This is a genomic window from Roseibium sp. ROS1 (assembly GCF_054658215.1).
In genome coordinates this window covers 131919-154666 of the sequence record NZ_BAAGIG010000002.1, presented here as the reverse complement: position 1 = coordinate 154666, position 22748 = coordinate 131919, and the positions used below count along the sequence as shown (strand labels likewise).

The 22748-nt window shown below is 59.8% G+C and carries 18 protein-coding genes; 4 read left to right on the top strand and 14 right to left on the bottom strand.

The features are described from left to right. Nucleotides 1-50 precede the first annotated feature (50 nt). Together ACYQ6M_RS08920 and ACYQ6M_RS08915 are read left to right on the top strand one after the other, a co-directional pair. Complete coding sequence (locus ACYQ6M_RS08920; RefSeq protein WP_460073358.1) at nt 51-599, top strand: TRAP transporter small permease subunit; 549 nt, start codon at nt 51-53, stop codon at nt 597-599. Nucleotides 600-652: 53 nt separating this feature from the next. Continuing rightward, the gene (locus ACYQ6M_RS08915; RefSeq protein ID WP_228932990.1) at nt 653-1915 is read left to right on the top strand and encodes a TRAP transporter large permease; all 1263 of its coding nucleotides are present in this window, start codon (nt 653-655) and stop codon (nt 1913-1915) included. Between the two features lie 247 nt (nt 1916-2162). Here ACYQ6M_RS08915 and ACYQ6M_RS08910 read toward each other — a convergent pair whose 3' ends face one another. From ACYQ6M_RS08910 to ACYQ6M_RS08870, 9 genes are all read right to left on the bottom strand, one after another. Beyond that, the gene (locus tag ACYQ6M_RS08910; protein WP_460073356.1) at nt 2163-5294 is read right to left on the bottom strand and encodes an efflux RND transporter permease subunit; all 3132 of its coding nucleotides are present in this window, start codon (nt 5292-5294) and stop codon (nt 2163-2165) included. A 31-nt stretch (nt 5295-5325) separates the two neighbouring features. Continuing rightward, entirely contained in the window at nt 5326-6504 is a 1179-nt protein-coding gene (locus ACYQ6M_RS08905; protein ID WP_460073354.1) for an efflux RND transporter periplasmic adaptor subunit, read from the bottom strand. A gap of 305 nt (nt 6505-6809) precedes the next feature. Next, nucleotides 6810-7661 carry a metal ABC transporter permease gene (locus ACYQ6M_RS08900; RefSeq protein WP_460073352.1) on the bottom strand — a complete coding sequence of 284 codons (852 nt, stop codon included), beginning with the start codon at nt 7659-7661 and terminating at the stop codon, nt 6810-6812. Beyond that, nucleotides 7661-8572, bottom strand: a complete 912-nt coding sequence (locus ACYQ6M_RS08895; RefSeq protein ID WP_460073350.1) for a metal ABC transporter permease — start codon at nt 8570-8572, stop codon at nt 7661-7663. The genes ACYQ6M_RS08900 and ACYQ6M_RS08895 overlap by 1 nt, the downstream gene beginning before the upstream one ends. After that, nucleotides 8572-9438, bottom strand: coding sequence for a manganese/iron ABC transporter ATP-binding protein (locus ACYQ6M_RS08890; RefSeq protein ID WP_162493109.1), 867 nt, complete (start codon nt 9436-9438; stop codon nt 8572-8574). The genes ACYQ6M_RS08895 and ACYQ6M_RS08890 overlap by 1 nt, the downstream gene beginning before the upstream one ends. 121 nt (nt 9439-9559) lie before the next feature. Next, nucleotides 9560-10468: a metal ABC transporter substrate-binding protein gene (locus tag ACYQ6M_RS08885; protein ID WP_228148054.1), complete on the bottom strand. Its 909-nt coding sequence runs from the start codon at nt 10466-10468 to the stop codon at nt 9560-9562. Nucleotides 10469-10737: 269 nt separating this feature from the next. Beyond that, the gene (locus ACYQ6M_RS08880) at nt 10738-13113 is read right to left on the bottom strand and encodes a methyl-accepting chemotaxis protein (RefSeq protein ID WP_460073348.1); all 2376 of its coding nucleotides are present in this window, start codon (nt 13111-13113) and stop codon (nt 10738-10740) included. 367 nt (nt 13114-13480) lie between these two features. Continuing rightward, on the bottom strand, nt 13481-13669 hold the full coding sequence (locus ACYQ6M_RS08875; protein WP_023000080.1) for a DUF2783 domain-containing protein: 189 nt from the start codon (nt 13667-13669) through the stop codon (nt 13481-13483). Further along, nucleotides 13669-15285 carry an FAD-dependent oxidoreductase gene (locus tag ACYQ6M_RS08870; protein WP_023000079.1) on the bottom strand — a complete coding sequence of 539 codons (1617 nt, stop codon included), beginning with the start codon at nt 15283-15285 and terminating at the stop codon, nt 13669-13671. The genes ACYQ6M_RS08875 and ACYQ6M_RS08870 overlap by 1 nt, the downstream gene beginning before the upstream one ends. Nucleotides 15286-15410: 125 nt before the next feature. Between ACYQ6M_RS08870 and ACYQ6M_RS08865 the strand changes: the two genes are divergently transcribed. Next, the gene (locus ACYQ6M_RS08865) at nt 15411-15641 is read left to right on the top strand and encodes a hypothetical protein (protein ID WP_460073345.1); all 231 of its coding nucleotides are present in this window, start codon (nt 15411-15413) and stop codon (nt 15639-15641) included. On the opposite strand, the gene ACYQ6M_RS08860 is transcribed toward ACYQ6M_RS08865, so the two are convergent. From ACYQ6M_RS08860 to hmgA, 5 genes are all read right to left on the bottom strand, one after another. Further along, nucleotides 15638-16171, bottom strand: coding sequence for a DinB family protein (locus ACYQ6M_RS08860; RefSeq protein ID WP_062489552.1), 534 nt, complete (start codon nt 16169-16171; stop codon nt 15638-15640). The genes ACYQ6M_RS08865 and ACYQ6M_RS08860 overlap by 4 nt on opposite strands. Nucleotides 16172-16174: 3 nt before the next feature. After that, on the bottom strand, nt 16175-17134 hold the full coding sequence (locus ACYQ6M_RS08855) for an MBL fold metallo-hydrolase (RefSeq protein WP_023000076.1): 960 nt from the start codon (nt 17132-17134) through the stop codon (nt 16175-16177). After that, on the bottom strand, nt 17131-17721 hold the full coding sequence (locus ACYQ6M_RS08850) for a carboxymuconolactone decarboxylase family protein (RefSeq protein WP_152511484.1): 591 nt from the start codon (nt 17719-17721) through the stop codon (nt 17131-17133). The genes ACYQ6M_RS08855 and ACYQ6M_RS08850 overlap by 4 nt, the downstream gene beginning before the upstream one ends. A gap of 156 nt (nt 17722-17877) precedes the next feature. Beyond that, complete coding sequence (locus tag ACYQ6M_RS08845; RefSeq protein ID WP_460073343.1) at nt 17878-18891, bottom strand: fumarylacetoacetate hydrolase family protein; 1014 nt, start codon at nt 18889-18891, stop codon at nt 17878-17880. Between the two features lie 183 nt (nt 18892-19074). Further along, nucleotides 19075-20445: a homogentisate 1,2-dioxygenase gene (gene hmgA / locus ACYQ6M_RS08840; RefSeq protein ID WP_460073341.1), complete on the bottom strand. Its 1371-nt coding sequence runs from the start codon at nt 20443-20445 to the stop codon at nt 19075-19077. Nucleotides 20446-20637: 192 nt separating this feature from the next. Here hmgA and ACYQ6M_RS08835 point away from each other — a divergent pair, with 192 nt between their 5' ends. Next, nucleotides 20638-22671 carry a methyl-accepting chemotaxis protein gene (locus tag ACYQ6M_RS08835; RefSeq protein ID WP_460073339.1) on the top strand — a complete coding sequence of 678 codons (2034 nt, stop codon included), beginning with the start codon at nt 20638-20640 and terminating at the stop codon, nt 22669-22671. The last annotated feature ends 77 nt before the right edge of the window (nt 22672-22748 follow it).

Below are 22748 nucleotides of genomic sequence, written 5' to 3'. Positions count from 1 at the left end.
GCGGGCGCCTTCGGGCGCCCGTTTTGTAAAAGAAGCTGGAGGAAACCTTGGTGGAACCGAACGAAACCCCGGAGCGGGAAAAGGATCCCGGCGCCATTTCCGAGGCCGGCATGCTCGGGCGCTGGATCGACAGGGGCGGCTTGCTGTTTGCCATCGGCATCGTTGCTTCGATGCTGATCCTCATCAACGAAGTGCTTTTGCGCTACGTCTTCAACGCCCCCACAATCTGGGCGCACGAGACCACCATCTTCCTGTGCGGTGCCGCCTTTCTCTATGGCGGGCTCTACTGCACCGCGCGCGACCGCCACATCAGGGTCGTGCTGATCTACGACACGTTGCCGCCACCTCTGCGGCGTGTCCTTGACGTCATCATCTCGCTCATCTGCATGGTGGCCAGCACCTTTTTTGCCTATGCCAGCTGGCTGATGGTTCAAAAGGCGGCCTTTCGGCCCGATGGCAGCTTCCGTCTGGAACGCTCCGGCAGTGCCTGGGACCCTGTCTTCCCGGGCCTGATCAAGGTTTTCCTTCTGGTTATCATGGCGGTGATGGCCGTTCAGTTCCTCATTCTTGCCTATAACTATGCCAGGGGGCGCAAGTGACAGAGTTCTTCGGCTCTCTTCAAGGGCTCGGCATCGAGACCGGCACGCTGCTCATGTTCGCGATGCTGCTGGTGCTGCTGGTCTCCGGCATCCCGCTTGCCTTCGTCACCCTGCTGGTTGCGCTGATCTTCGCGCTCGGCTGGTTCGGACCCATGGTCGTGCCGCTGATCACCAGCCGGGTCTACTCCTTCGTCGGTTCCTTCGTCTTCGTCTCCGTGCCGATGTTCGTTCTGATGGCGGCAATCCTTGACCGATCAGGCATCGCCAGAGATCTGTTCGACGCCATGAAGCTGCTGGGCGGGCGCCTGCGCGGCGGGGTCGCTATCCAGACCATCGTCGTGGCAGTGATCCTGGCGGCCATGAGCGGCATCATCGGCGGCGAAGTCGTGCTGCTCGGCCTTGTTGCGCTGCCCCAGATGCTGCGCCTCGGCTACGACAAGCACCTGGCCATCGGCGTCGTGTGCGCAGGCGGTGCGCTCGGCACCATGGTACCGCCGTCCATTGTCCTCATCATCTACGGCCTTACCGCCAACGTCTCGGTTGGCGATCTCTTCACCGCCGCCTTTCTGCCGGGTCTGATGCTGGCTGGTTTTTATGTCGCCTACGTCCTGATCCGAGCCTACCTCAACCCGGCCATCGCGCCGGTACAGGACGATCAACCTGTGCCGATGGCGGAAAAACTCCGCCTCCTGAAGGGGCTGATCCTACCGCTTACCGTCGTTGCCGGCGTGCTTGGCTCCATTTACGGCGGCATCGCGAGTGTCACCGAGGCATCGGCGGTCGGCGTTGCCGGGGTGCTGTTGTCGACGGTGGTTCGGGGGGAATTTACACTCGAGCTTCTGAAAGGCGCTGCCCTGCAGACGCTTCAGACCGTCGGCATGATCGTGTGGATCGGCATCGGTGCAAGTGCTCTGGTCGGAGTGTTCAACCTGATGGGCGGCATCAAGTTCGTCTCGGCCCTCATATCCGGCATCTCCGACAATCCGACCATCATCCTGTTGTTCATGATGCTGATCCTGTTCGTGCTCGGCATGTTCCTGGACTGGGTCGGGATCGCGCTGCTGACGATGCCGATCTTCGTGCCGATCATCAAGGATCTCGGCTACGATCCGGTCTGGTTTGGCGTGCTGTTCTGCATGAACATGCAGGTGTCGTTCCTGTCACCGCCGTTCGGGCCTGCCGCCTTCTATCTCAAGAGCGTGGCACCACCGGGCATAACGCTGGCAACGATCTTCCGCTCGCTGCTGCCGTTCATCGCCCTGCAGATACTCGCCGTAGGTATCCTGCTGTTCTTCCCGGCCATCACCGGGCGGTAAGGCAAAAACAAAAACCGCCCGTGGACATACGGGCGGTTTCTTTTTTTCGCGATGCCTCTGCTCGCCAATCCGGCCAAGCGCAGCGTGAGCCGGGATCAAAGAGGCACTGGTCTTTCGGTTTTGAAAATACCCGGTCACCTGCCACAACTGGCGCGAACCGGCTCTCCAATCCCGTATCTCAGCTGCGCTGTATCCGGGATGACTGCGGTTGGGTGAAAGCCAGCTCAAAGCCTGCTTTCCAGTGTTGTCACTCGCCCGGCTGTTGACTGATCGTCCTTGCCGCGTCCAGTTCCTTGTGGAGGCGCTCTTCTTCCTGAACGGCCGGCGTGATGAACCGCCCGAGCAGGAGATAGGCAACCGGCGTGAGGAACAGGGTCGAGACAGTCGCAAGGCCCAGACCTCCGACGATGACAAAGCCCAGGGCAATTCGCGCTTCTGCCCCTGCCCCGCTTGCCATGATCAGCGGCACGCCGCCGACAATGGTACAGATCATGGTCATCATCACCGGTCTCAGGCGGATGTTCGAGGCATTTTCGATCGCTTCGCGCAGTCCCTGCCCACGATCCCGCAGCTGGTTGGCAAATTCCACGATCAGGATGCCGTTCTTCGCCATGATGCCCACAAGCAGCACGAGGCCGATCTGGGAATAGACGTTGAGTGTCGTCCCGGTCAGCAGCATGGCGAAGACAGCGCAGGCCAGGCCAAGCGGAACCGTCGCCATGATGATGAGCGCACTGATGAAGCTCTCGAACTGGGCCGCCAGCACCAGCAGGATGATGATGATCGCAAAGCCGAAGGTGCGCGCCATGGAGGATGACTGTTCACCCAGCGTTGCCGTTTCCGCCAGCGGCACGATACGGGCACCGGGCGGCAGCAACGGTTCGGCGATCTTCAGCGCTTCCTCATAGGCATTGCCGAGGGCGAAGTCGTCCGCAAGACCTGCCGTAACAGCAACGGAGCGCAGCTGCTGTTCCCTGGCAAGAGAAGGCGGCACGGCCTTTTCCACCAGGCTGGCAATGGTCGACACGGGTACGAAGCGGCCATCACCTGTCTTGATGAAGATGTTCTCCATGTCCGTCGGATCGTTGATCGGATTGGACGTGGAGACGAATTTCACGTCATAGGCCTGATCGTTGATGAAAACCTGACCGATCTTGCGACCGTCCAGCATGGCCTGCATGGCCGTGCCCAGTCCGTTGATGTCGATGCCGAGGTCGGAGGCGCGTTCGCGATCGATGGAAACCGAAAGCTGCGGCTGGGTGGCCTCGGTGGACAGGCGCACCTGCCGGAACCTTGGGTCCTGCTCCATCGCCGAGATGATCTTGTCCGCCGTAGCGCCGAGCGTCGCATAGTCGTTGCTGCCCGCGACGGCAAACTGAAGGCCGGACCCGGCACCGCGAATGCCGAGGCTGTTGGGCTGGAAGGCGAAGGCCCGCACACCCGGTACATCGCGCACAAGCGCACTGACCTCGGACAGGATCTGCTGCTGCGACCGCTCGCGCTGGTCCCACGGCGCCAGACGCATGACGATGAAGCCGCTGTTCTTGGAACCGCCTGTTCCCGCAATCGAGAAGGTGCTGTTGATCTCGCCGCTTTCCCGGTAAGGCTCCAGCAGGTTTTCGATCTGGCGCATCTGCTGAGACAGGTAATCGAGGCTCACGCCCTGAGGCGCCGAAATGCGCATGAAGGCAATCGAGCGGTCTTCAGTCGGCGTCAGTTCCGACTTGATGGTGGGAAACAGGACACCCGCGGTGGCTGCAAACAGCAGCGAAATAGCCACGACCACCATTGGCGCATCAAGGCATGCATGCAGGCAGCGCCGGTAGAGCGCACTCAACATCCGCCCCAGACCGCCGGCACCGCCCCCGTGATCTTCGGCCTTGCCGGCCGGTTTGCTCTTGAGAATGCGCGAGGCCAGCATGGGACACAGCGACAGCGCCACGATGGAGGACAGGAACACCGCGATGGCGAGTACGAAGCCGAATTCGCGGAACAGCCCGCCGGTCTGCCCCGGCAGGAAGGAGAGCGGTACAAACACGGCAATCAGCGTCGCCGTTGTCGCCAGCACCGCGAAGAAGACCTCTTCGGCACCCAGAACCGCCGCAGCGCGTGGTCCGATGCCTTCGTTTCGCCTGCGCACGATGTTTTCCAGCACCACGATGGCATCGTCGACCACAAGGCCTGTTGCCAGAACCAGCGCCAGCAGCGTCAGGATGTTGATGGAGAACCCGGCAAGATAGATCGCCGCAAGTGTTCCGATCAGCGCCACCGGCAGGGACACGCCCGGAATGATGGTTGCCCGCCAGTCCCACAGAAAAATGAAGATGATCAGCAGAACGATGCTGACCGAGATGGCAAGGGCAATCTCGACTTCATGAATGGCGCCATTGATGAAGGTGGCGTCATCGCTGGTGACCTCAATGGTCATGCCTTCAGGCAGGTTCTCCTGGATACGGTCGACCGCGGAGCGAACGCCTTCCGAAATCTCGAGCGTGTTCGACTGGGCCGAGCGAATGACGCCAAGGCCGATGCCCGACTTGCCGTTGGCGCGCAGCTGTGTCTGGCCCAGATCCGGGCCAAGTGTCACCGTCACGAAGTCGCGGAGCCTTGCACGGCGATTGATGATGACACTTTCGAATTCTTCAGGCGTATCAATGGAAGCCGTGGCGCGGACGATCAGATCCTGGTTCTGGCTGGTCAGCGAGCCTGCCGGCGTATCGAAGGCCATGGAGGACAGGGCATTGGCCACATCCGCGATGGTCAGATTGAGGCTGGCCATCTTGGCCTGGTCGATGTCGATCCGGAAGATCTTGTCGCGGTCACCGTAGACCTGGACGTCCGCGACACCTGGAACAGCGGCAAGGACGTCGGAAATCTCGTCTTCCACCAGCACCGTCATGTCCTCGACCGACATGCGGTCGGAAGTCAGACCCAGGCGCAATACCGGCTGGGCGTTGGCATCAGCCTTGATGATACGGGAAGGCTCGGCGTCCTCGGGCAGATCGTTGGTGATGCGCCCGAGCGCATCGCGCATGTCGGAAGCGGCAACGTCCAGATCGACATCATCGGAAAATTCCACGGTCACACGGCTTCGGCCGAAGGAGGACGATGAAGAGATAGACTTCACGCCGGAGACACGTGCCACTGCGCCTTCGATGACACCGGTCACTTCGCGGTCGATGGTTTCGGCAGCTGCGGCCGGATAGTCCGTGCTGACGGTGATGACCGGGCGGTCGACGTCGGGCAGTTCGCGCACTTCGATGCCGAAAATTGCCGCGATCCCCGCGACCACGATCAGCATGTTGATCACGAAGGCAAGAACCGGACGCCGCACGAACAGGCCGGTGATGCCAAGTTCCTTCAAACGGTCCATCTGCATGGCAATCTCTCCAAGACCTTCAGGTCAATTCTCAGGAACCGCTTTGGCTGGAAGCAGTTGTCGCCGGAGTGTCCGATGCCGGAGCCTGCTTGCGGTCTGCAACCGTCACGTCGGCCCCGTTGCGAACCAGATGAATGCCTTCGGTCACGACCTCGTCGTTGACCGTCAGCTCCGCGTCGACCAGCACGCTGTCGGTGTTGCGCTGGATAATGCTGACCGGGACACGAACGCCCTTGCCTTCACGCACGGCCCAGACGAAGGCACCGTCGGAACCCCATTGCACGGCCAGCGGATCAACCGCCGGATACTTGTCGCCGGGAAACTTCATCGATACCTGGAACGACATGCCGGCTCTCAACTTGTCGGCCTTGTTCGGAAAACGGGCACGAACCTGAAGTGTGCGGCTGTCGATATCGATGCGGTTGTCGACGGCACTGATGACACCCTCGAAGGTTTCACCCGGGCGGGCGACCGACGTGGCGGTGATCGGAGATCCCACTGCGATAGCGGAGGCGAACCGCTCCGGAACCCAGAAATCGACAAGAATTTCGCTGCGGTCGTCAATGGTTGCGATGACGGTCTGCGAGGAAACGTAATTGCCTGCGGTAATGGGAAGAATGCCGACCACGCCGGCGATCGGAGTTTCGATGGAGCGGCGGGAGAGCGCCAGTTCGGCTTCGCGAAGTTGCAGCCGCGCATTGTCTACCGAGAGTTCCGCGTCTGTCACCTGAACAGCCGTAGCCGTATTGGTTTTCCGCAGCACCTGCATGCGCTGAAGCCGGGCCTCGGCATCTTTCAGAGCATTTGCGGCTCTCTCGACGGCGATCTGCTCGGCGTCCAGATCCAGTTTGGCAATGGCATCTCCTGCCTTCACGGTGGCACCGGACTTGACCAGAACCTCGGTCATGCGGCCGCTTGTATAAGGCGTCACGGCAACAGACTGCAGTGCCGTGCTGGTACCGATCGCCGACAGACGGTCATTGATCGTGATTTCGACGACCGGCGTTGCAACGACGGCGCCTTGCGGCCCACCCCGGCCACGCCGTGGTTGATCACCTCCGCTTGGCGCCACATCGGCGACGGCAAAATCCAGCCAGTCTATCCCCCAGGCGGACAGGTGCGCGCCGGCTCCCGGATAATAACGAACCCAGAGCCCCGCCGCCACGATGACAACCAGGAGGGTGAGAACGAGCTGTTTCCAAATTGACAATTGGAACTCCGATCAGAACTTGCCGGCACTGCCGAAAACGGTTGTTTCCTGAAACCAGTTATCTACGGCAATTCCCGTATGCCAACAATCGATAAGGTGTACCAATTTGTAAGCGAAACGACACGCTTTCACGCCAATGAGTTGTTCCATCTTTGCAAATTCTACCTATGATATAGAAACTGACTGCCGGAACCGCCGTGAGAGCGTCTTCTGTCCGGGATTTCTATCCAGATAGCGTAGTGATTGCCCGAAACCAGTGCCGAGCGTCCGGCACCGGTTCTCTTTCAGGATGGCAGGATCTGTCCCTATGCGGCGTCGTCAACGCGGCGCAGGGAAGCCTGCCGCGTCAGGATCTGGCGGCGGGCAAACGCGGCGATGAAAACCGCTGTCAAAATGAGGACGATGGTGGGGGCTGGCGCGCTGTCCAGGAAGAAGCTGGCATAGGTGCCTGCGACCATTGAAACCATGCAGACCAGCACCGACACGTAAAGCATCGCCTTGAAGGTGCGGACCAACAGGAATGCGATTGCCCCCGGTGCAATGAGCAAGGCAACCGCCAGGATAAGGCCAGCAGCAGAAAGCGTGGCCACGATCGTTAGCGACAGTGCCGCCAGAAGGCCGTAGTGCAACAGCTTTACCGGCAAACCGGAGGCCTGAGCCTGGGCCGGATCGAAACTGTGCAACAGAAGGTCTTTCCACTTCAGCACAAGCGCGCCGCCGACAACAAGAGCGATGATGCCAGCTGTTACAAGCTCGTGCTGCTCCACGCCCAGCATGTTGCCGAACAGGATGTGGTCCAGATGAGCGTTTGTCCGGATCGAGACGTAAAGCACGATGCCGACGCCGAACATGCCGGAAAACACGACCCCCATCACGGTATCCTGCTTTACCCGGCTGTTGCCCGACAGGTAACCTGTCAGCACGGCACAGACCATGCCGGCGGCAAAAGCGCCGACGATCAGCGGAATACCAAAGATGTAAGCCAGTACGATGCCGGGTAAAACCGCGTGGCTGACAGCATCCCCCATCAAGGCCCAACCCTTGATCACCAGGAAGCTCGACAAGAGAGCCGTCGGGATGGACACGATCACGCAGATCAGAAACGCATTCTGCATGAAGGGGAACTTGAACGGCAGAAGCAGTGTCTCGAGGTCCATCAGGCCTGATCTCCCGCTTCTGGTTTCGCAACGTCCGCAGCGTATACCCGGCGCAGGGCTTCCGCCGACTTGCGCCTGGCGGCAAGAAGGCCGTGCTTTGGCGCCAGAACGAAGGTGATCAAGAAGATCAGGGTCTGCAGGGTGACGATGATACCGCCCGTGGCCCCGTCCAGAAAGTAGCTGATATAGGCCCCGGCAAAGCTGGTCAGCGTGCCAATCGCGATGGAGGTCAGGATCAGGCGCGGGAAGCGGTCGCACAAGAGGTAGGCTGTCGCACCGGGCGTGACCACCATCGCAATAACGAGAAAGGCCCCGACCGTCTGCATGGCCGCAACCACGGAGGCGGACAGAAGCACAAAGAAGATTGCCTTGAGGAGACCGGGCCTCAGACCGATTGTGCGGGCATGGCTTTCGTCAAAGAAAGTGACCATCAGATCCTTCCACTTGAGCGTCAGGATCGCCAGCGACACAAAGCCGATGATGGCCAGTTGCAGGGTATCTTCCGGCGTTATGGCCAAAATATTGCCCATGGTGATCGTCTGGACCGAGACCGACATGGGGCTGATGGAAACGATGAAGAGACCAAGGCCGAAGAAGGACGTGAAGATGAGGCCGATGATGACGTCGACCTTGAGGCCCGACCTTTCGGACAGGAACAGCATGGCCCCGGCTGCAAGTCCACCAGCCAGAAACGCTCCGAGGGAAAACGGCAGGCCCAGGATATAGGCACCGGCCACACCCGGCACGACCGAATGAGACAGGGCATCACCGATCAGCGACCAGCCCTTCAACATCAGGTAGGACGACAGAAACGCGCAAACCCCGCCAACGAGTGCGGACACCCACATGGCGTTGGTCATGTAGCCGTATTGAAAGGGTTCGAGAAGATAGGCGAAACTGAAAGGCTCCATCAGTCGCGCGCCTCTCTCGTCTGCACTTCGTCGCCATATTGAACGAACGGGCGCTCGTCGTCGGTCAGGATCGTCACCGTACGCTGATCGCCATCGGTGTGCAGGGTCTGGTCGGAAATGGTGAAATGGCGCAACACGCCACCAAAGGCCTTCTCCAGGTTCTGACGGGTGAAGGTCGTCGCGGTTGGCCCGTAGTCGAGCACCGTTCCCTTGACCAGCACCGTCCTGTCGCAGAATTCGGGAACGGAACCGAGGTTATGGGTGGAGACAAGCATCACCCTGCCCTCGGCCTGCAACTCCCGCAGCAACGCCACGATCTGCTCTTCTGTTTTCACGTCGACGCCAGTGAAAGGTTCGTCCAGAAGGATTACCTGGCCGTCCTGGGCAAGAGCGCGGGCGAGAAAGACGCGCTTGCGCTGACCGCCGGAAAGCTCGCCAATCTGCCGATGCCGGAAATCCTGCATGTTCACGCGGGTCAGTGCCTGGTCGACCGCGGCATGGTCCGCAGGCTTTGGCCGGCGCAAAAACCCCATGTGGCCATAACGGCCCATCATCACCACGTCTTCCACCAGAACGGGGAATGACCAGTCGACTTCCTCCGATTGGGGAACGTAGGCGACGAGGTTCTTCTTGAGGGCTTCCCGGACGGTCATATCCAGGATCCGGATGCGCCCCTTGGCTGTGGGCACGAACCCCATGATGGCCTTGAACAGCGTCGACTTGCCCGCGCCATTGACGCCGACCAGAGCCGTGACGGTGCCGCGCGGGATCGAGAAGCTGGCGTTCCAGAGTGCCGTATGTCCGTTCCGGTAGGTAACCGTAACGTCTTCGGCGGCAATTCCGCCATCGTCCCTGACGTTGGGCATATCCATAACCGGGTCCTTGATGACATTCAGCATGTAGGCTTTCCAGTACAATCCGAAGTTACTGTGACACAATCAAGGGCAGCTTCGGGTCATGCTGCCCGGCAGTCTTTATTACGGGCCATCACTGTGAATTGGATTTCAGCCCCTCGACCACCGTGCTCGAGGTGACCTTCAGCAAGTCGAGGTAGGTGGGCACCTTGCCGTCCGCCTCGCTCAGGGAATCGACATAAAGGTCGCCGCCATATCTCGCGCCGGTTTCCCGGGCCACCTGCTTGGCAGGCGAAGTGTTGACCGTGCTCTCGCAGAAGACGACCGGGATGTCGTGCTCACGCACCCCGTCAATCACCGAACGGACCTGCTGCGGCGTGCCGACCTGATCGGCGTTGATCGGCCAGAGGTACAGTTCCTTCATGCCGAAATCACGAGCGAGATAGCTGAACGCGCCTTCACAGGTCACCAGCCAGCGCTTGTCTTCCGGGATATCGGCAACGGCCTGGCGCAGCGGCTCTATGGTTTCGCGCAGCTTTGCCTTGTAGGCATCCGCGTTGCCGGCATAGACCTCCGCATTCTCCGGGTCGTATTGGGCAAATGCCTTGGAGATGTTGTCGATATAGATCAGCGCGTTGTCCAGGCCCATCCACGCATGCGGGTTCGGCTTTCCTTCATAGGAACCCGACGCGATCGAGATCGGTTCGATCCCGTCTGTCAGGGTTACGGAGGGGATGTCGCCTAGGTTAGACAGAAACTGCTCGAACCAACGCTCAAGGTTCATGCCGTTCCACAGGATCAGGTCCGCGTCGGATGCCCGCACGATGTCCTGCGGTGTCGGCTCATAACCGTGGATTTCCGCACCCGGCTTGGTGATCGAGACCACGTCGGCGGTCTCCCCGGCAACATTCTGCGCAATGTCGGCAAGAACGGTGAATGTGGTCACCACTTTCATTTTGTCCTGTGCGGAAGCGCCGTTTACCGGTCCGGCTGCAAGTGCCGCAAGAGAGACCGTCAGAAGCAGTTTTTTCAACATCACCATATCCCGGTTCGAACATCATTTCTGCAAGTGATATTGCAACTCATTCGCAACTGTCAAGCTTGTTGCGAATGAGTTGCAATATCATTCTTGTCTTGATGTACCGTCGCCCGGCGTACCACCTCAAGAAGAACGCGGCGTCACCGGGCAAGCCCAACCTTGTTCCTGCATTAAGGTTGAAGCGTGTCATGCCGATGTATCAATCGAATAAAAAGCACTCCACCGGATCGGAGTCCGGTGGGGTGCCGAAGTGTTGCCTTTCCCGTTTGCCGTCAAGCTGCTTCAACGCGGGCCAGGAAGGTTTCAATTCCCTGCTTCAGAGCGTTGCTGCGGTTGCTCAGGTCTCCCGAAGCAGCCAGAACATCCCCCGATGCTTCCTTGGTATCGCCAACCGCCCGGGCGAGGCTGGACATATTGGTCTGAACAGCCTGCGTACTCTGGGCTGCCCGCTGCACATTTCCGGAAATCTCGTTGGTGGCCGCGCCCTGCTGGGTAACGGCTGCCGAGATTCCCTGAGTGTAACCGTTGACCTCTTCCATCGTGTCGGAAATTGCCCCGATGGCCGCGACGGCTTCGCTGGTGGAGTTCTGAATGGTCTGGATCTGGGACGAGATTTCTTCAGTTGCCTTCGAAGTCTGTGTCGCCAGTTCCTTGACCTCGGCGGCCACAACGGCAAAGCCCTTGCCTGCTTCGCCTGCACGAGCCGCTTCGATAGTGGCGTTCAACGCCAGAAGATTGGTCTGTTCGGCAATCGCCTGGATCAGGTTGACCACTTCGCCAATCTTCGAGGCAGCTTCCGCCAGTCCTTGAACCTTGCCATTGGTCTCGTGTACCGCGCTCGTCGCCGACGTGACGATGTCGGAAGACCGGCGTACCTGTTCGCCGATTTCGGCGATGGATGCCGACAGTTCTTCGGCCGCACCGGCAACGTTTTCAACGCTCATGCTGGCGTCTTCACTGACCCTGGAAGTATCGCCTGCCTGTTCCGCACTGCTTTCCGCGATGCCGCCAAGTGCCGAAGCTGTGTTGGACATGCCGGCGGCCGTTTCGTCCAGCGCACCAAGAAGTCCCTGGATCTCACCTCGGAAGTTCTGGATCAGATCTTCGATGTCCTGCTGACGCGCATTCTGGGCCTCGCGATGGGCATTCGCTTCGATTTCCAGGCGAATCCGTTCGCGGGCGTTTTCCTGAAACACCTGAACGGTGCGGCTCATGTCTCCGATTTCGTCCCGCTGATCAGTCGAGGGAATGGTGGCGTCGATATCCCCCTCCGCGAGGCGGCCCATGGCTTCGGTCAAAGCCCGTGTCGGGCGCGTGATCACGAGAGAAAGAACAAAGGCCAGCAATCCACCGGCTGCAACGGCGACGACGAGTGCGACCGCGATCAGCCCAAGCGCGGTATCGGCCCGCGCATAAGCTCCCGCGGACTGAGCCTCCGTGAGGGCCGTGATGACACTGCGAACCTTGCCGGACAGTGCAACAAGCTCTGTCCGTCTGACATCGAACGCATCCTTCGCGGTGACCATGGCGGCGAATTCGGCCTCATAAGTGCCAACCTCCGCCTCGATCGACGCAATGGCATCCGCGATTTCCGGGAAAGCGGCACTGTCCGCCTTCAGCAGATTGGCGAGGTAGCGCAGCGTTTCGATACGGTTGAGAACCTCTTCCGCACCAATTGTATCGAAGCCGGCAAAATACTCCATTGTCGCAGAGCGAATATCCAGGGACGCGTTCTGGTACTTGTTCACGTTCACATTGACGAGATCAACGATACCAAGTTTCGACGTTGCCTTGCCGGCAATCGACTTGGCGTCATCGGTTGCCGCATAAACCGTCTTGCGCAAGGCAGAGGCCTGAGTGTGGAGTTTCTCCAGTCCCGCGACGAGATCCGCAGCAACGGCAGCCGACACTGGTGCCGGCCGAGCGCCGTCCGCTTCCGGCTTCGGCAGTTTTTCACCGAGCGCTGCCGCCATGTCCGCCAATTCCTTGACCTTTGCCGGGTCTACGCCGTCCACCTTCAGCTTTCCAGCCTTCGCTGCCGTCTTTGCCAGGGTCTGCGTGCCCTCCACAATGGCTGCCACCGTTTCAGGCGGAAGATCGGCACCTTCACTCACCTCGGCGATCCTGGCTTCCAGACCGGCGACGAGGTCTTCCATATCCGACAACATGCGCCCGACCTTGTCAGCCCGGTTGCGTGTGCCTGATGCGGTCTTGGCGGCGCCGCCCGCATCACGCTGGATCTTGCTCATCTTGTCGTTAATCTGGGCAGCGATGGTTGCCAGATTGACAGCGGACCGCAGCAACTTGTCGACCTGAGCCTGCCTGTTCTCGACAGCCTGCACGACACCATCAAACTCGCCACCAAGCTGACCTACCAGCGAGATGGCCTCTGCGGTGGCCGTTTCGCCCTCTCCAGGCCCCGAGACGCCATCGAGCGTGACCAGCGCAGTTTCCAATTGTTCAATCTGAAACCGGGCTGCGTCAGCCAACTCCGGTGTGCGATCCGAGAGATAGGCTTCCTGCGCTTGTGCGACCTGCTGAAGGTTTGCCATTGCGGTTGTTGCCTTCGCACTGACATCCGACTGTGTTCTGAGGCCGAGAATAGCGACCGCGCCCACGGCACCGACCGCGGCGGCGACAAGAATCATGGCTGCAAAGCCACCGCCTACTTTCGCAGAAAGGCGCACATTCTTTAAAGGTGTAAGTAACCTGGACATTGTTTCCCCCGCACTTTCCGCGATTGAAGGTGTGGGTAGATAAACAATTGGTGAAAAATTTCGGGTTCGACTTTTGTTAGCCGTCACGAATTAAATCGGGCGTTTTTTAGTCTTTATCGACAAGGCGATACTGAACATTTTTCTGAAAATTATTTTTGCCCAAAATAATTCCGATTACCTGCATCGCTATCAGGTGAAACTGAAATTCTACCGAGGGTGTGATTGGGCGAATCCCTCACACCCTCGTCAAAAGCCTCGATGCCTACGGCAACAGCACCTGCGCGACGCCCTGTTCGACCTATTGTTTGGCGGCCTCAAGCAGCTTTTCGAGCACCTGCCGCTCACCGATCTGGTTTGCCATCAACAGGATCAGCCGGGCATTGAACGCATCGCTTTCGGCCTTTGTGAGGCCTTCATGAGCGGTCAGCAGGTCAGCATAAAACCCGTCGGGCGTTTCAAGGTTCGCTTTGGTGACAATCTCCGCCATTAGGCCTCTCCGCCTTTCCCGAGTGCAATTGCAAATGCGTTTTCGACCGCGGTGCGGTCATAGCCTGTCCAGCGCGACGCCACATGCTGGTCTGGCCGGATCAGATAGACAGCCGAAGGCTCGTCGCCGAGATAGCGGTCCTTAAGCTCTTCACCGGCTGCGGAAGTCGCAATGCTGACACCGGTAATTTCGATACCGTCGATCAGAAGCTTCTCGGGTACTTCGGTGCCGATGCCAAGCAGATGGAAGCCGCTGCCAAGCCAGTCCAGCAGCCAGCCGTCTGCCAGAGGCGCATCCACAGCCGGGCTTCCCGGTCTTGTGCGCGCGGGCAGGCCTTCCACATCCGGTCCATTGAGCTTCGAACCGTCATAGACGCAAGGAACGGACAGTCTCCCGGAATTGACCAGTGGCCGGGCAAAGGCGTGATGTTCGGAAAGGTCCAGCACCGCATCACGGAAAATACGGCTGATTTCCGATTTGGGAGTAATGAAGTCGGTTGAACGCGAGCTTTGCAGGATATTCTCGTCTGCGGCCATTTCGCGCTCAAAAGCATAGCTGTCCAGAAGGCTTTCCGGAGCCTTGCCGTCAATGACCAGCTTCAGCTTCCAGCCGAGATTGTCGGCATCCTGGAACCCCGAGTTGGCACCACGCGCACCGAAAGGCGACACCTGGTGAGCACTGTCGCCGGCAAAGATCACCCGGCCATGGCGGAACTTTTCCATGCGGCGGCACTGGAATGTGTAGATCGACACCCACTCCAGATCGAATTCGACATCCGCGCCCAGCATCTGCTTGAGCCGGGGAATGACGTTTTCCGGTTTCTTTTCTTCTTCCTTGTCTATGTCCCAGCCCAGCTGAAGATCGATGCGCCAGACCCCGTCCGGCTGCTTGTGCAAAAGCGCCGACTGGTCCTTGTTGAAGGGCGGATCGAACCAGAACCAGCGCTCGGTCGGGAAATCCGCCTTCATGATGACGTCGGCAATCAGGAAGTTGTCTTCAAACACCCGGCCGACGAAATCGAGATCGAGCATCCGGCGGGACGGCGAACCAGCCCCGTCGCAGGCAATCAGCCACTCCGCTTCCAGATTGTAGGCGCCATCGACCGTTTCAACGGTCACCAGCGTGTGGTCGTCCCGCTGGTTGAGGTTCGCAACCCGGCTGCCCCCGCGGATTTCCACCGGCTTGCCTTCCACCTGCAGAGCGCGAATGCGCTCGACCAGATGAAGTTCACAATAATATTGCTGCAGGTTGATGAAGGCCGGGCGCTTGTGCCCCTGCTCCGGAAGCAGGTTGAAATCGTAGACCTGCCGGTCACCGAAAAACACCTTGCCGACGTTCCAGACGACGCCCTTGTCGACCATCTCGTCGCCGCAGCCCAGCCGGTCGAAGATTTCCAGCGAGCGCTTGGAAAAGCAGATTGCCCGTGAGCCCACGCTAACCTTGTCGTTGTCATCAAGAACGACGACCGGCACATCCGCCTGAGCCAGATCGATAGCCGTGGCGAGGCCCACCGGTCCGGCTCCAATGATCACCACCGGATGGCGAACGGGTGTCGCTGCATCCTGATCCTGGGACCGCTTGTACGGATAAAGCGGCGCTTCAAACAACTTGGTCACAGGCGTTTCTCCCAATTGCCGAGGCGTACCGGCATCGTGAACCGGTTCGCCTTTGCCTGTTTCGCGGAACCCGCAGGGGGGCTTGCGCGTTTTCGTTAGACAATCCCCCAAGAAGGAGGTGTGACATGCCAGTCCTGACACGTCAGAACATGTTGACATCCGGCCGACGCTGGACCTTCCGGTTGATTGCCGGACTGATGTCCGCGGTCGCCCTTGCGCTTCTCATCGCCGCTCCTGCCACCGTCCTTGCCGACAACTGGAGCATGGTCGGCATCGCCATCGTGGTGAGCGAGATCATAGTTCTTGCAGCTGGCCTCACCTGGCTCGCCCTGTTGATCCTTGCACCGAAGCGCTAGCCAGTTTCCCAGAAACGTTGCGCCGACGGGTGGCGATCGAACTCCAAAAAGAACTCGTCAAGTTGAGGCGGCGCAACACTGGTTCCTGCCAGCATGGCATGCACCTGCCCCCGGTGATGGATCTGGTGCTGAAAGAGATGCAGCAACGTGTTTGCGATCGTCTCGTGAAAGACACCGCTCTTGCCCCGGTCCTGAGCGACATTCCGGTCCAGGTCTCCTTCCACCGTGCGGTCGCAGAATGCGATCAGAGCCTCGTCAACACTCTCCTGGGCCGGTTTCAGTTCTGCTGCAGAGGCAAGATGCGGCGTGTCGAATACCGACAGCCCCTGCCCCTCTTCCTTCAAGGCATCCAGATAGTAACGGTCCACTTCCCAATTGTGGTTGAGCGTTTCCCGGATCGAGGGAAAGAACCCGGTTCTTTCCGCCTCGAACTCCGCCTGCGACAACCGGCAACAGGCGTCGTAAAGACGTTCGTTCGCGTAGGCGTTGTTGCGAGCCATCAGGCGGAGGTGGTCCAGGACAGTGTTCATGGGTCAGCCCTGCAGATCCGCCCACATCTTGGCGTCGCGTTCCGCCGTCCAGATGCGCGGCGTGTCGATGCCGAGAGCCTCGTCATAGGCCCGGGCAACGTTGAACGGCAGGCAGTGTTCGTAGATGGCGTAATCCTTGAACTTCGGATCGCATTCGGCACGGCAGGCGTCCCAGGCTTCTTTCAGCGATCCGCCACCCTGAGCGACCCGGGCCACCGGCCGATAGGTCGAGGAGACGAAATCGGCGGTGTTGGTCAGCGCCTTGCCCACCATCTCCTTGCCGACCAGCGCATCGCCGCGGCCAGGCGCGATTGCCTCCACATCGAAGGAACGGATCGCTTCCAACGTTGTCGGCCAGTCGTTGAAATGGCCGTCGCCGCAATAGCAGGCCGAGTGGTATTCGACGATGTCACCGGTGAACATGACGTTCGCGTCCGGCACGTGGATAACGATATCTCCGGCCGTGTGGGCGCGACCAAGGAAGCTGAGGTCGACCCGGCGCTTGCCGAGATAGACAGTCATGCGGTCGTTGAAGGTGGTGGTCGGCCAGGTCAGAGGCGGAATGTCGTTGACGTTTTCATAGCCCATGAAAAGACGCGGGAAGCGCATGAATTCGGATTCCCTGTCTTCCGCGCCCCGTTCCACGACCATCGAACGGGCCTTCTGGCTCATGATCACGGTCGGTGCCCGATAGGCGGCAGCCCCCAGCACGCGAACGGCATGGTAATGCGTGAGGACAAGGTGGCTGATCGGCTTGTCGGTGACGGACCGCACTTTCTCAATGACCTTGTTGGCGAGTTCGGGGGTCGCCTGCGCCTCGACGATCATGACGCTGTCGTCGCCGATGATGACGCCGGTATTCGGGTCCCCTTCGGCGGTAAAGGCCCAGAGATCCTTGCCGATCTCGGTGAAGGAGATCTTCTTCTCGGTCATGTCTCCGGCGGATGCGAATTGCTTGCTCATTCAGAGGCTCCGTGTTTGCCTTCGTCCCATGCGGGCATCGCCTTTTTGGCGACGGCAGCCGGATGGGCTTCCATTGTGGTTGCCATGGTGTCATTCCACCGGTTGAGGTAGCCAAAGAGCGCGATCGAAGCGACGATCTCGACAATCTCGGCGTCGTTGAAATGCGGCTTGAGCGCCGCGAAATGAGCTTCGGTCACGTCGTTCGGAACACCGGCAGCCTCGCGGGCCAGCACCAGCGCCGCTTTTTCGGCCTCCGTAAAGAGCGGCGAAGTCTCGCATTCCCATACGGCGGCAATCTTTTCGTCCGGCACATCGTAGACGTGGCTCAGATTGGCCATGTGGCCCTGGCAATAGCGGCAGCCGGTCGCCATGGACGTCATGAGTGCGACCATCATCTTCAGGTCTTCCGGCACCGTGCCTTCATAAAGAATCGCCTGGTTCAGATCCATGAACGCCTTGGCGATATTCGGCCGGCGCGCCATGGTGAGGATCGAGTTCGGCAGAAAGCCGCGGATTGCATCGTAACGTGCAAATTTTTCCTCGAACTGAGGCAGATCCGCCCGGTCAAGCGGGTCGACGTGAGGCATTGCCCTCTCCCTGAAATATTCTGGCGGCCGAAGGGCTCAACCCAACGCTGCACTCTTGTCTTTCTCCTGGATGGAAAACCATACCCCGAGCCCCTCCCCACAAGGCGGAGGGGCTACATGCCCAAAACGGTGTCGAGATCCCGGAAGGTCCGATCACTACCCTTCGTATTTCTCCACGGTCTGCTCGATGGCGCCGAAGATCGAATGGCCTTCGGTGTCGAGCATCTCGATGCGGACAGTGTCTCCGAACTTCAGGAAAGGCGTCTTGGCTTCGCCCGTGTTGATCGTTTCGATCATGCGGATCTCGGCAATGCAGGAATAACCGACGCCACCGTCTGCCACCGGCTTGCCCGGACCACCGTCCAGCTTGTTGGAGACCGTGCCCGAACCGATGATCGTGCCGGCACTGAGCGGCCGGGTCTTTGCCGCATGGGCAATGAGCTGGCCGAAATCGAAGGTCATGTCGATGCCCGCGTTTGCGCGGCCGAACGGCTGACCGTTGAGGTCGACATGCAGCGGCAGGTGAAGCTTGCCACCCTTCCAGGCATCGCCGAGCGCATCCGGCGTGACGGCAACCGGCGAAAAGGCGGAAGACGGCTTGGACTGGAAAAAGCCGAAGCCCTTGCCGAGTTCTGCCGGGATCAGGCCACGCAGGGAAACGTCGTTGACCAGAAGCACAAGAAGGATGTGGTCGCGCGCGGCTTCCGCGCTGACACCCATCGGTACATCGCCGGTGACGACAGCAATTTCGCCTTCCATATCGATGCCCCAGGCCTCATCGCGCATGGAGATCGGATCACGCGGGGCGAGGAATGTGTCGGAACCGCCCTGATACATCAGCGGGTCCGTCCAGAAGCTTTCCGGCATCTTCGCACCGCGCGCCTTGCGCACGAGTTCGACATGGTTGACGTAGGCCGAACCATCCGCCCACTGGTAGGCACGCGGCAGCGGCGAATGAGCATCGTGTTCATGGAAACGCAGCGTCGGTACGGCTTCGTGAGACAGGCTCTCGGCCAGCAGTTCCAGCTTCGGCGCCACATGTTCCCAGTCATCGAGCGCTGCCTGCAAAGTCGGCGCGATGTGGCTTGCGTCGGTGCAGAAGGTCAGGCGGTCGTTGACCACCACCAGCTTGCCGTCGCGGCTGCCATCCTTGAGCGTTGCCAGTTTCATCGGGTTTTCAGCTCCTAATGTTCGCCAGACCGTGGTGCCCGGCGATGTTTCTCCCGGGAAGCCGCCAGCGGCTTCCTGCCTTTGTTCTTGTCCGCCCCCCGGCGGGACCGCCGGAGGTTCAGGGTAACCTACCGGTGCGGATCAATCTGCCGTTTGCGGTTGGTCAAATCCTGGATGATTTGGCTATTTGTTCCAGGTCCCTTCGGGCGTGCCATCGAATTTTTTGCCCAGCGAGTCCCAGCAGTCAATGTAATCGTCCTGCAGCGGAGCATCCTTGGCGGCGAATTCCGTGAGGTGCTGCGGGAAACGGGTCTCGAACATGAAGGACATTGTGTTGTCGAGCTTTTCCGGCTTCAGGTCGGCATTCGAAGCGCCTTCGAAGGCATTGTTGTCCGGCCCATGCGGCAGCATCATGTTGTGCAGGCTCATGCCACCGGGAATGAAACCCTGCGGCTTGGCATCGTACTGGCCGTAGATGTTGCCCATCAGCTCCGACATGATGTTCTTGTGATACCAGGGTGGCCGGAAGGTATCTTCCATCACCATCCAGCGCTCGCGGAACAGCACGAAGTCGATGTTGGCGGTGCCTGGAACGCCGGACGGAGCGGTAAGCACCGTGAAGATCGACGGATCGGGATGATCGAACAGGATCGACCCGATCGGGCAATAGTTCCTGAGGTCGTATTTGCAGGGCGCATAGTTGCCGTGCCAGGCAACAACGTCGAGAGGCGAGTGGCCGATTTTTGTTTCGTGGAACTGGCCGCACCATTTCACCGTCACCGTCGACGGGGCATCGCGATCCTCGTAGTGCGCGACAGGCGTCTTGAAGTCACGGCGGTTTGCCATGCAATTGGCTCCGATCGGCCCCCTGCCCGGCAGTTCGAATTTCTGGCCGTAGTTCTCGCAGACGAACCCGCGCGCCGGACCTTCCACCAGTTCGACCCGGTAAACGAGGCCACGCGGAAGGATTGCGATTTCCTTCGGCTCCAGCTCTATCACGCCCAGCTCGGTGCAAAACCTGAGGACACCTTCCTGCGGAACCACCAGCAATTCGCTGTCGGCGGAGTAGAAATATTCGTCCTCCATCGACTTGGTGATCAGGTAGATGTGGCTGGCCATGCCAACCTGTGTATTGACGTCGCCGGCTGTCGTCATGGTACGCATGCCAGTCAGCCAGTTGAGGCCTTCATCCGTATGTGGCACCGGATCCCAGCGGTACTGGCCGAGCGAAACCACGTCGTCGCAGACATTCGGAGCCGATTTCCAGTAAGACAGGTCGATCTTCCTGAACCGGCTGGTGTGCTTGACCGACGGGCGGATGCGATAGCACCAGGTCCGCTCGTTCTGATGGCTTGGAGCGGTGAAGGCGGTGCCGGACAACTGCTCGCCATAAAGGCCATAGGCACATTTCTGCGGGCTGTTCATGCCTTGCGGCAAGGCGCCCGGCAGAGCCTCGGTTTCAAAATCGTTGCCGAAGCCCGGCATATATTCCAGATCCGCCGTGTTACGGCCGTTTCCAGCTAGATTTTGATTGCTGTCGGTTCTCTGATCCATGACGTCCTCCCGGTTCGGAGATGAATTTAGTTGCATATGTAACCATTTTGATCCCCGGGATCAAGCGGCATGTCGATGCTTTTGCGAACGGGCCGGATTTTCTGCTGCCGCAATGCAAAAAAGCCGCAGAACGTAAGCTTTGCTTTACGTGCGTCTCCTAGGGTTCCCGCAGTCTCACCGTTGGAGCTTTTCATGTCTCTTAGAAATCGAATCTTTTTCGCCTCGAGCGGCGTGTTCCTGGTTGGATTCCTGACGCTTATTCTTGCCGTCACCTTCATGACCCAGGCCACGTCGCAGAAATCGGGTGAAGATCTCATCCGCAAGACTGCCGAGGCACTTGCTCTGGATGCCGGCAAGACGCTGGCACAGGCACAGCTGGCGGCCCGCGCTGCGGCCGATGCCCTGGAAGGAATGCAGCACGCCGGCGTCAGCGATCGCAACGCCTATGCAGCCGTGATGCAGCACCAGATCAGCCAGAACAAACACTTTGTCGGCGGCGGTGCGATCCTGGAACCGGACATGGCCGGCAAGGATGCGGACAATGCAGGCGCCAACTTCTCCGACGAAAAGGGACGCTTCATTCCGTATTTCTATCACGCCGAAACAAAAGTCGCCTGGGAACCGCTCCTGTTCGGTGGCGATAGCGGCTCTGAAGAGTGGTACGACAAGCCGAAGAACCTGGGCCACGACACGGTCACCGAGCCCTATCTCTACCCGGTCAATAATGTCGACGTGCTGATGGCGACAGCCTCCTCGCCGATCAAGGATGCTTCCGGACGCGGCATCGGTGGCGCTACCATCGACGTGTCGCTGGAAGGCCTGCAAAAGGCGGTGAGCGCCGGCCAGACCTATGAAAGCGGCTATGTCGGCCTTCTCAGCGAAACCGGTGTCTGGGTGTCCCATCCGGACGCAGCCCTCCTCGGCCAGAAGGCCGATGCGGCAATGGTCGGCAAGATCCAGTCGATCAAGAATGAAGCTGCCTTCACGACCGAAAACGGTACCGTGGAAGCCATCAAGGGTTTCGAACTGGACGGCACCGGCCAACACTGGTTCATTGTTGTCGCCGTTGACGAGAGCGAACTTCTGGCAAGCGCCAATTCCACCATGCAGATGAGCCTGCTGCTCGCCCTCGGCCTGCTGGTAGCCGGCACGTTCCTGATGTGGATGCTTGGTTCCACAATTGCCGGACCGGTGCAGATGCTGACCGCTCGCATGCGCAAGCTTGCCGAAGGCGATGTCGATACGCCAGTGGCCTATCTCGACCGCAAGGACGAAATCGGCCAGATGGCCGGTGCGCTGGAAATCTTCGTTGAAAACGAAACCGAACGGCGGTCGCTGCAGAACGACACCGAGCAGGCCCAACACAGCCAGCTGGAGCGCCAGAAGACTGTCGAAGCCCTGATCGAAACCTTCGAGCGCGACGTCCACGCCGTTCTCGACCAGGTCAGCGGCAACAGCAAGCGCATGGAGCAGACCGCGGCTTCTCTCGATGCGATCGCGCGCGACACTTCCGCCAAGGTTTCCTCGGTTGCCGGATCTTCCGAAGTTGCGCAAAGCAGCGTTCAGACAGTGGCTTCCGCCGCTGAAGAGCTGTCCGCCTCGATTTCCGAAATCGGTCGCCAGATCGGCCAGACCAAGGAAGTCGTCACGAGTGCAACCCGTGCCGCCAACGATTCCAACGACAAGGTCGGAAGCCTCGACAGCGCCGCGCAGAAGATCGGTGAAGTGGTCAGCCTCATCCAGGCGATCGCCGAACAGACCAACTTGCTGGCGCTGAACGCCACCATCGAAGCCGCTCGCGCCGGAGAAGCCGGCAAGGGCTTTGCGGTGGTTGCCGCGGAAGTGAAGGAACTGGCCACGCAAACCGCCAAGGCGACGGAAGAAATCTCCACGCAGGTCACCGGTATCCAGTCCTCGACACGCAATGCCGTCGGCTCGATCCAGGAAATCGCCAGCACCATGGAAGAGGTCAACCAGTTCACGGCAGCCATTGCAGCGGCGATCTCGCAGCAGGGTGATGCCACCAACGAGATCAGCCACAATGTCCAGCAGGCAGCCAGCTGCACCAGCGACATGAGCAACAGCGTTGGCGACGTGATGCAGGCAGCCGAGGAAACAAGCAGCTCGGCAGCCGACGTCCTGTCGGTCTCCCAGTCGGTTTCCGAACATGCCCAGGGCTTGCAGGCCACCATTGCAGACTTCCTGAGCCGCGTTCGCGCTGCTTAAGTCAGGCACATAACCTCACGAACCGGGTTCGCGCAAACCCTTGTGCGAGCCCGGTTTTTTTGTTTTGCCCGGCATAT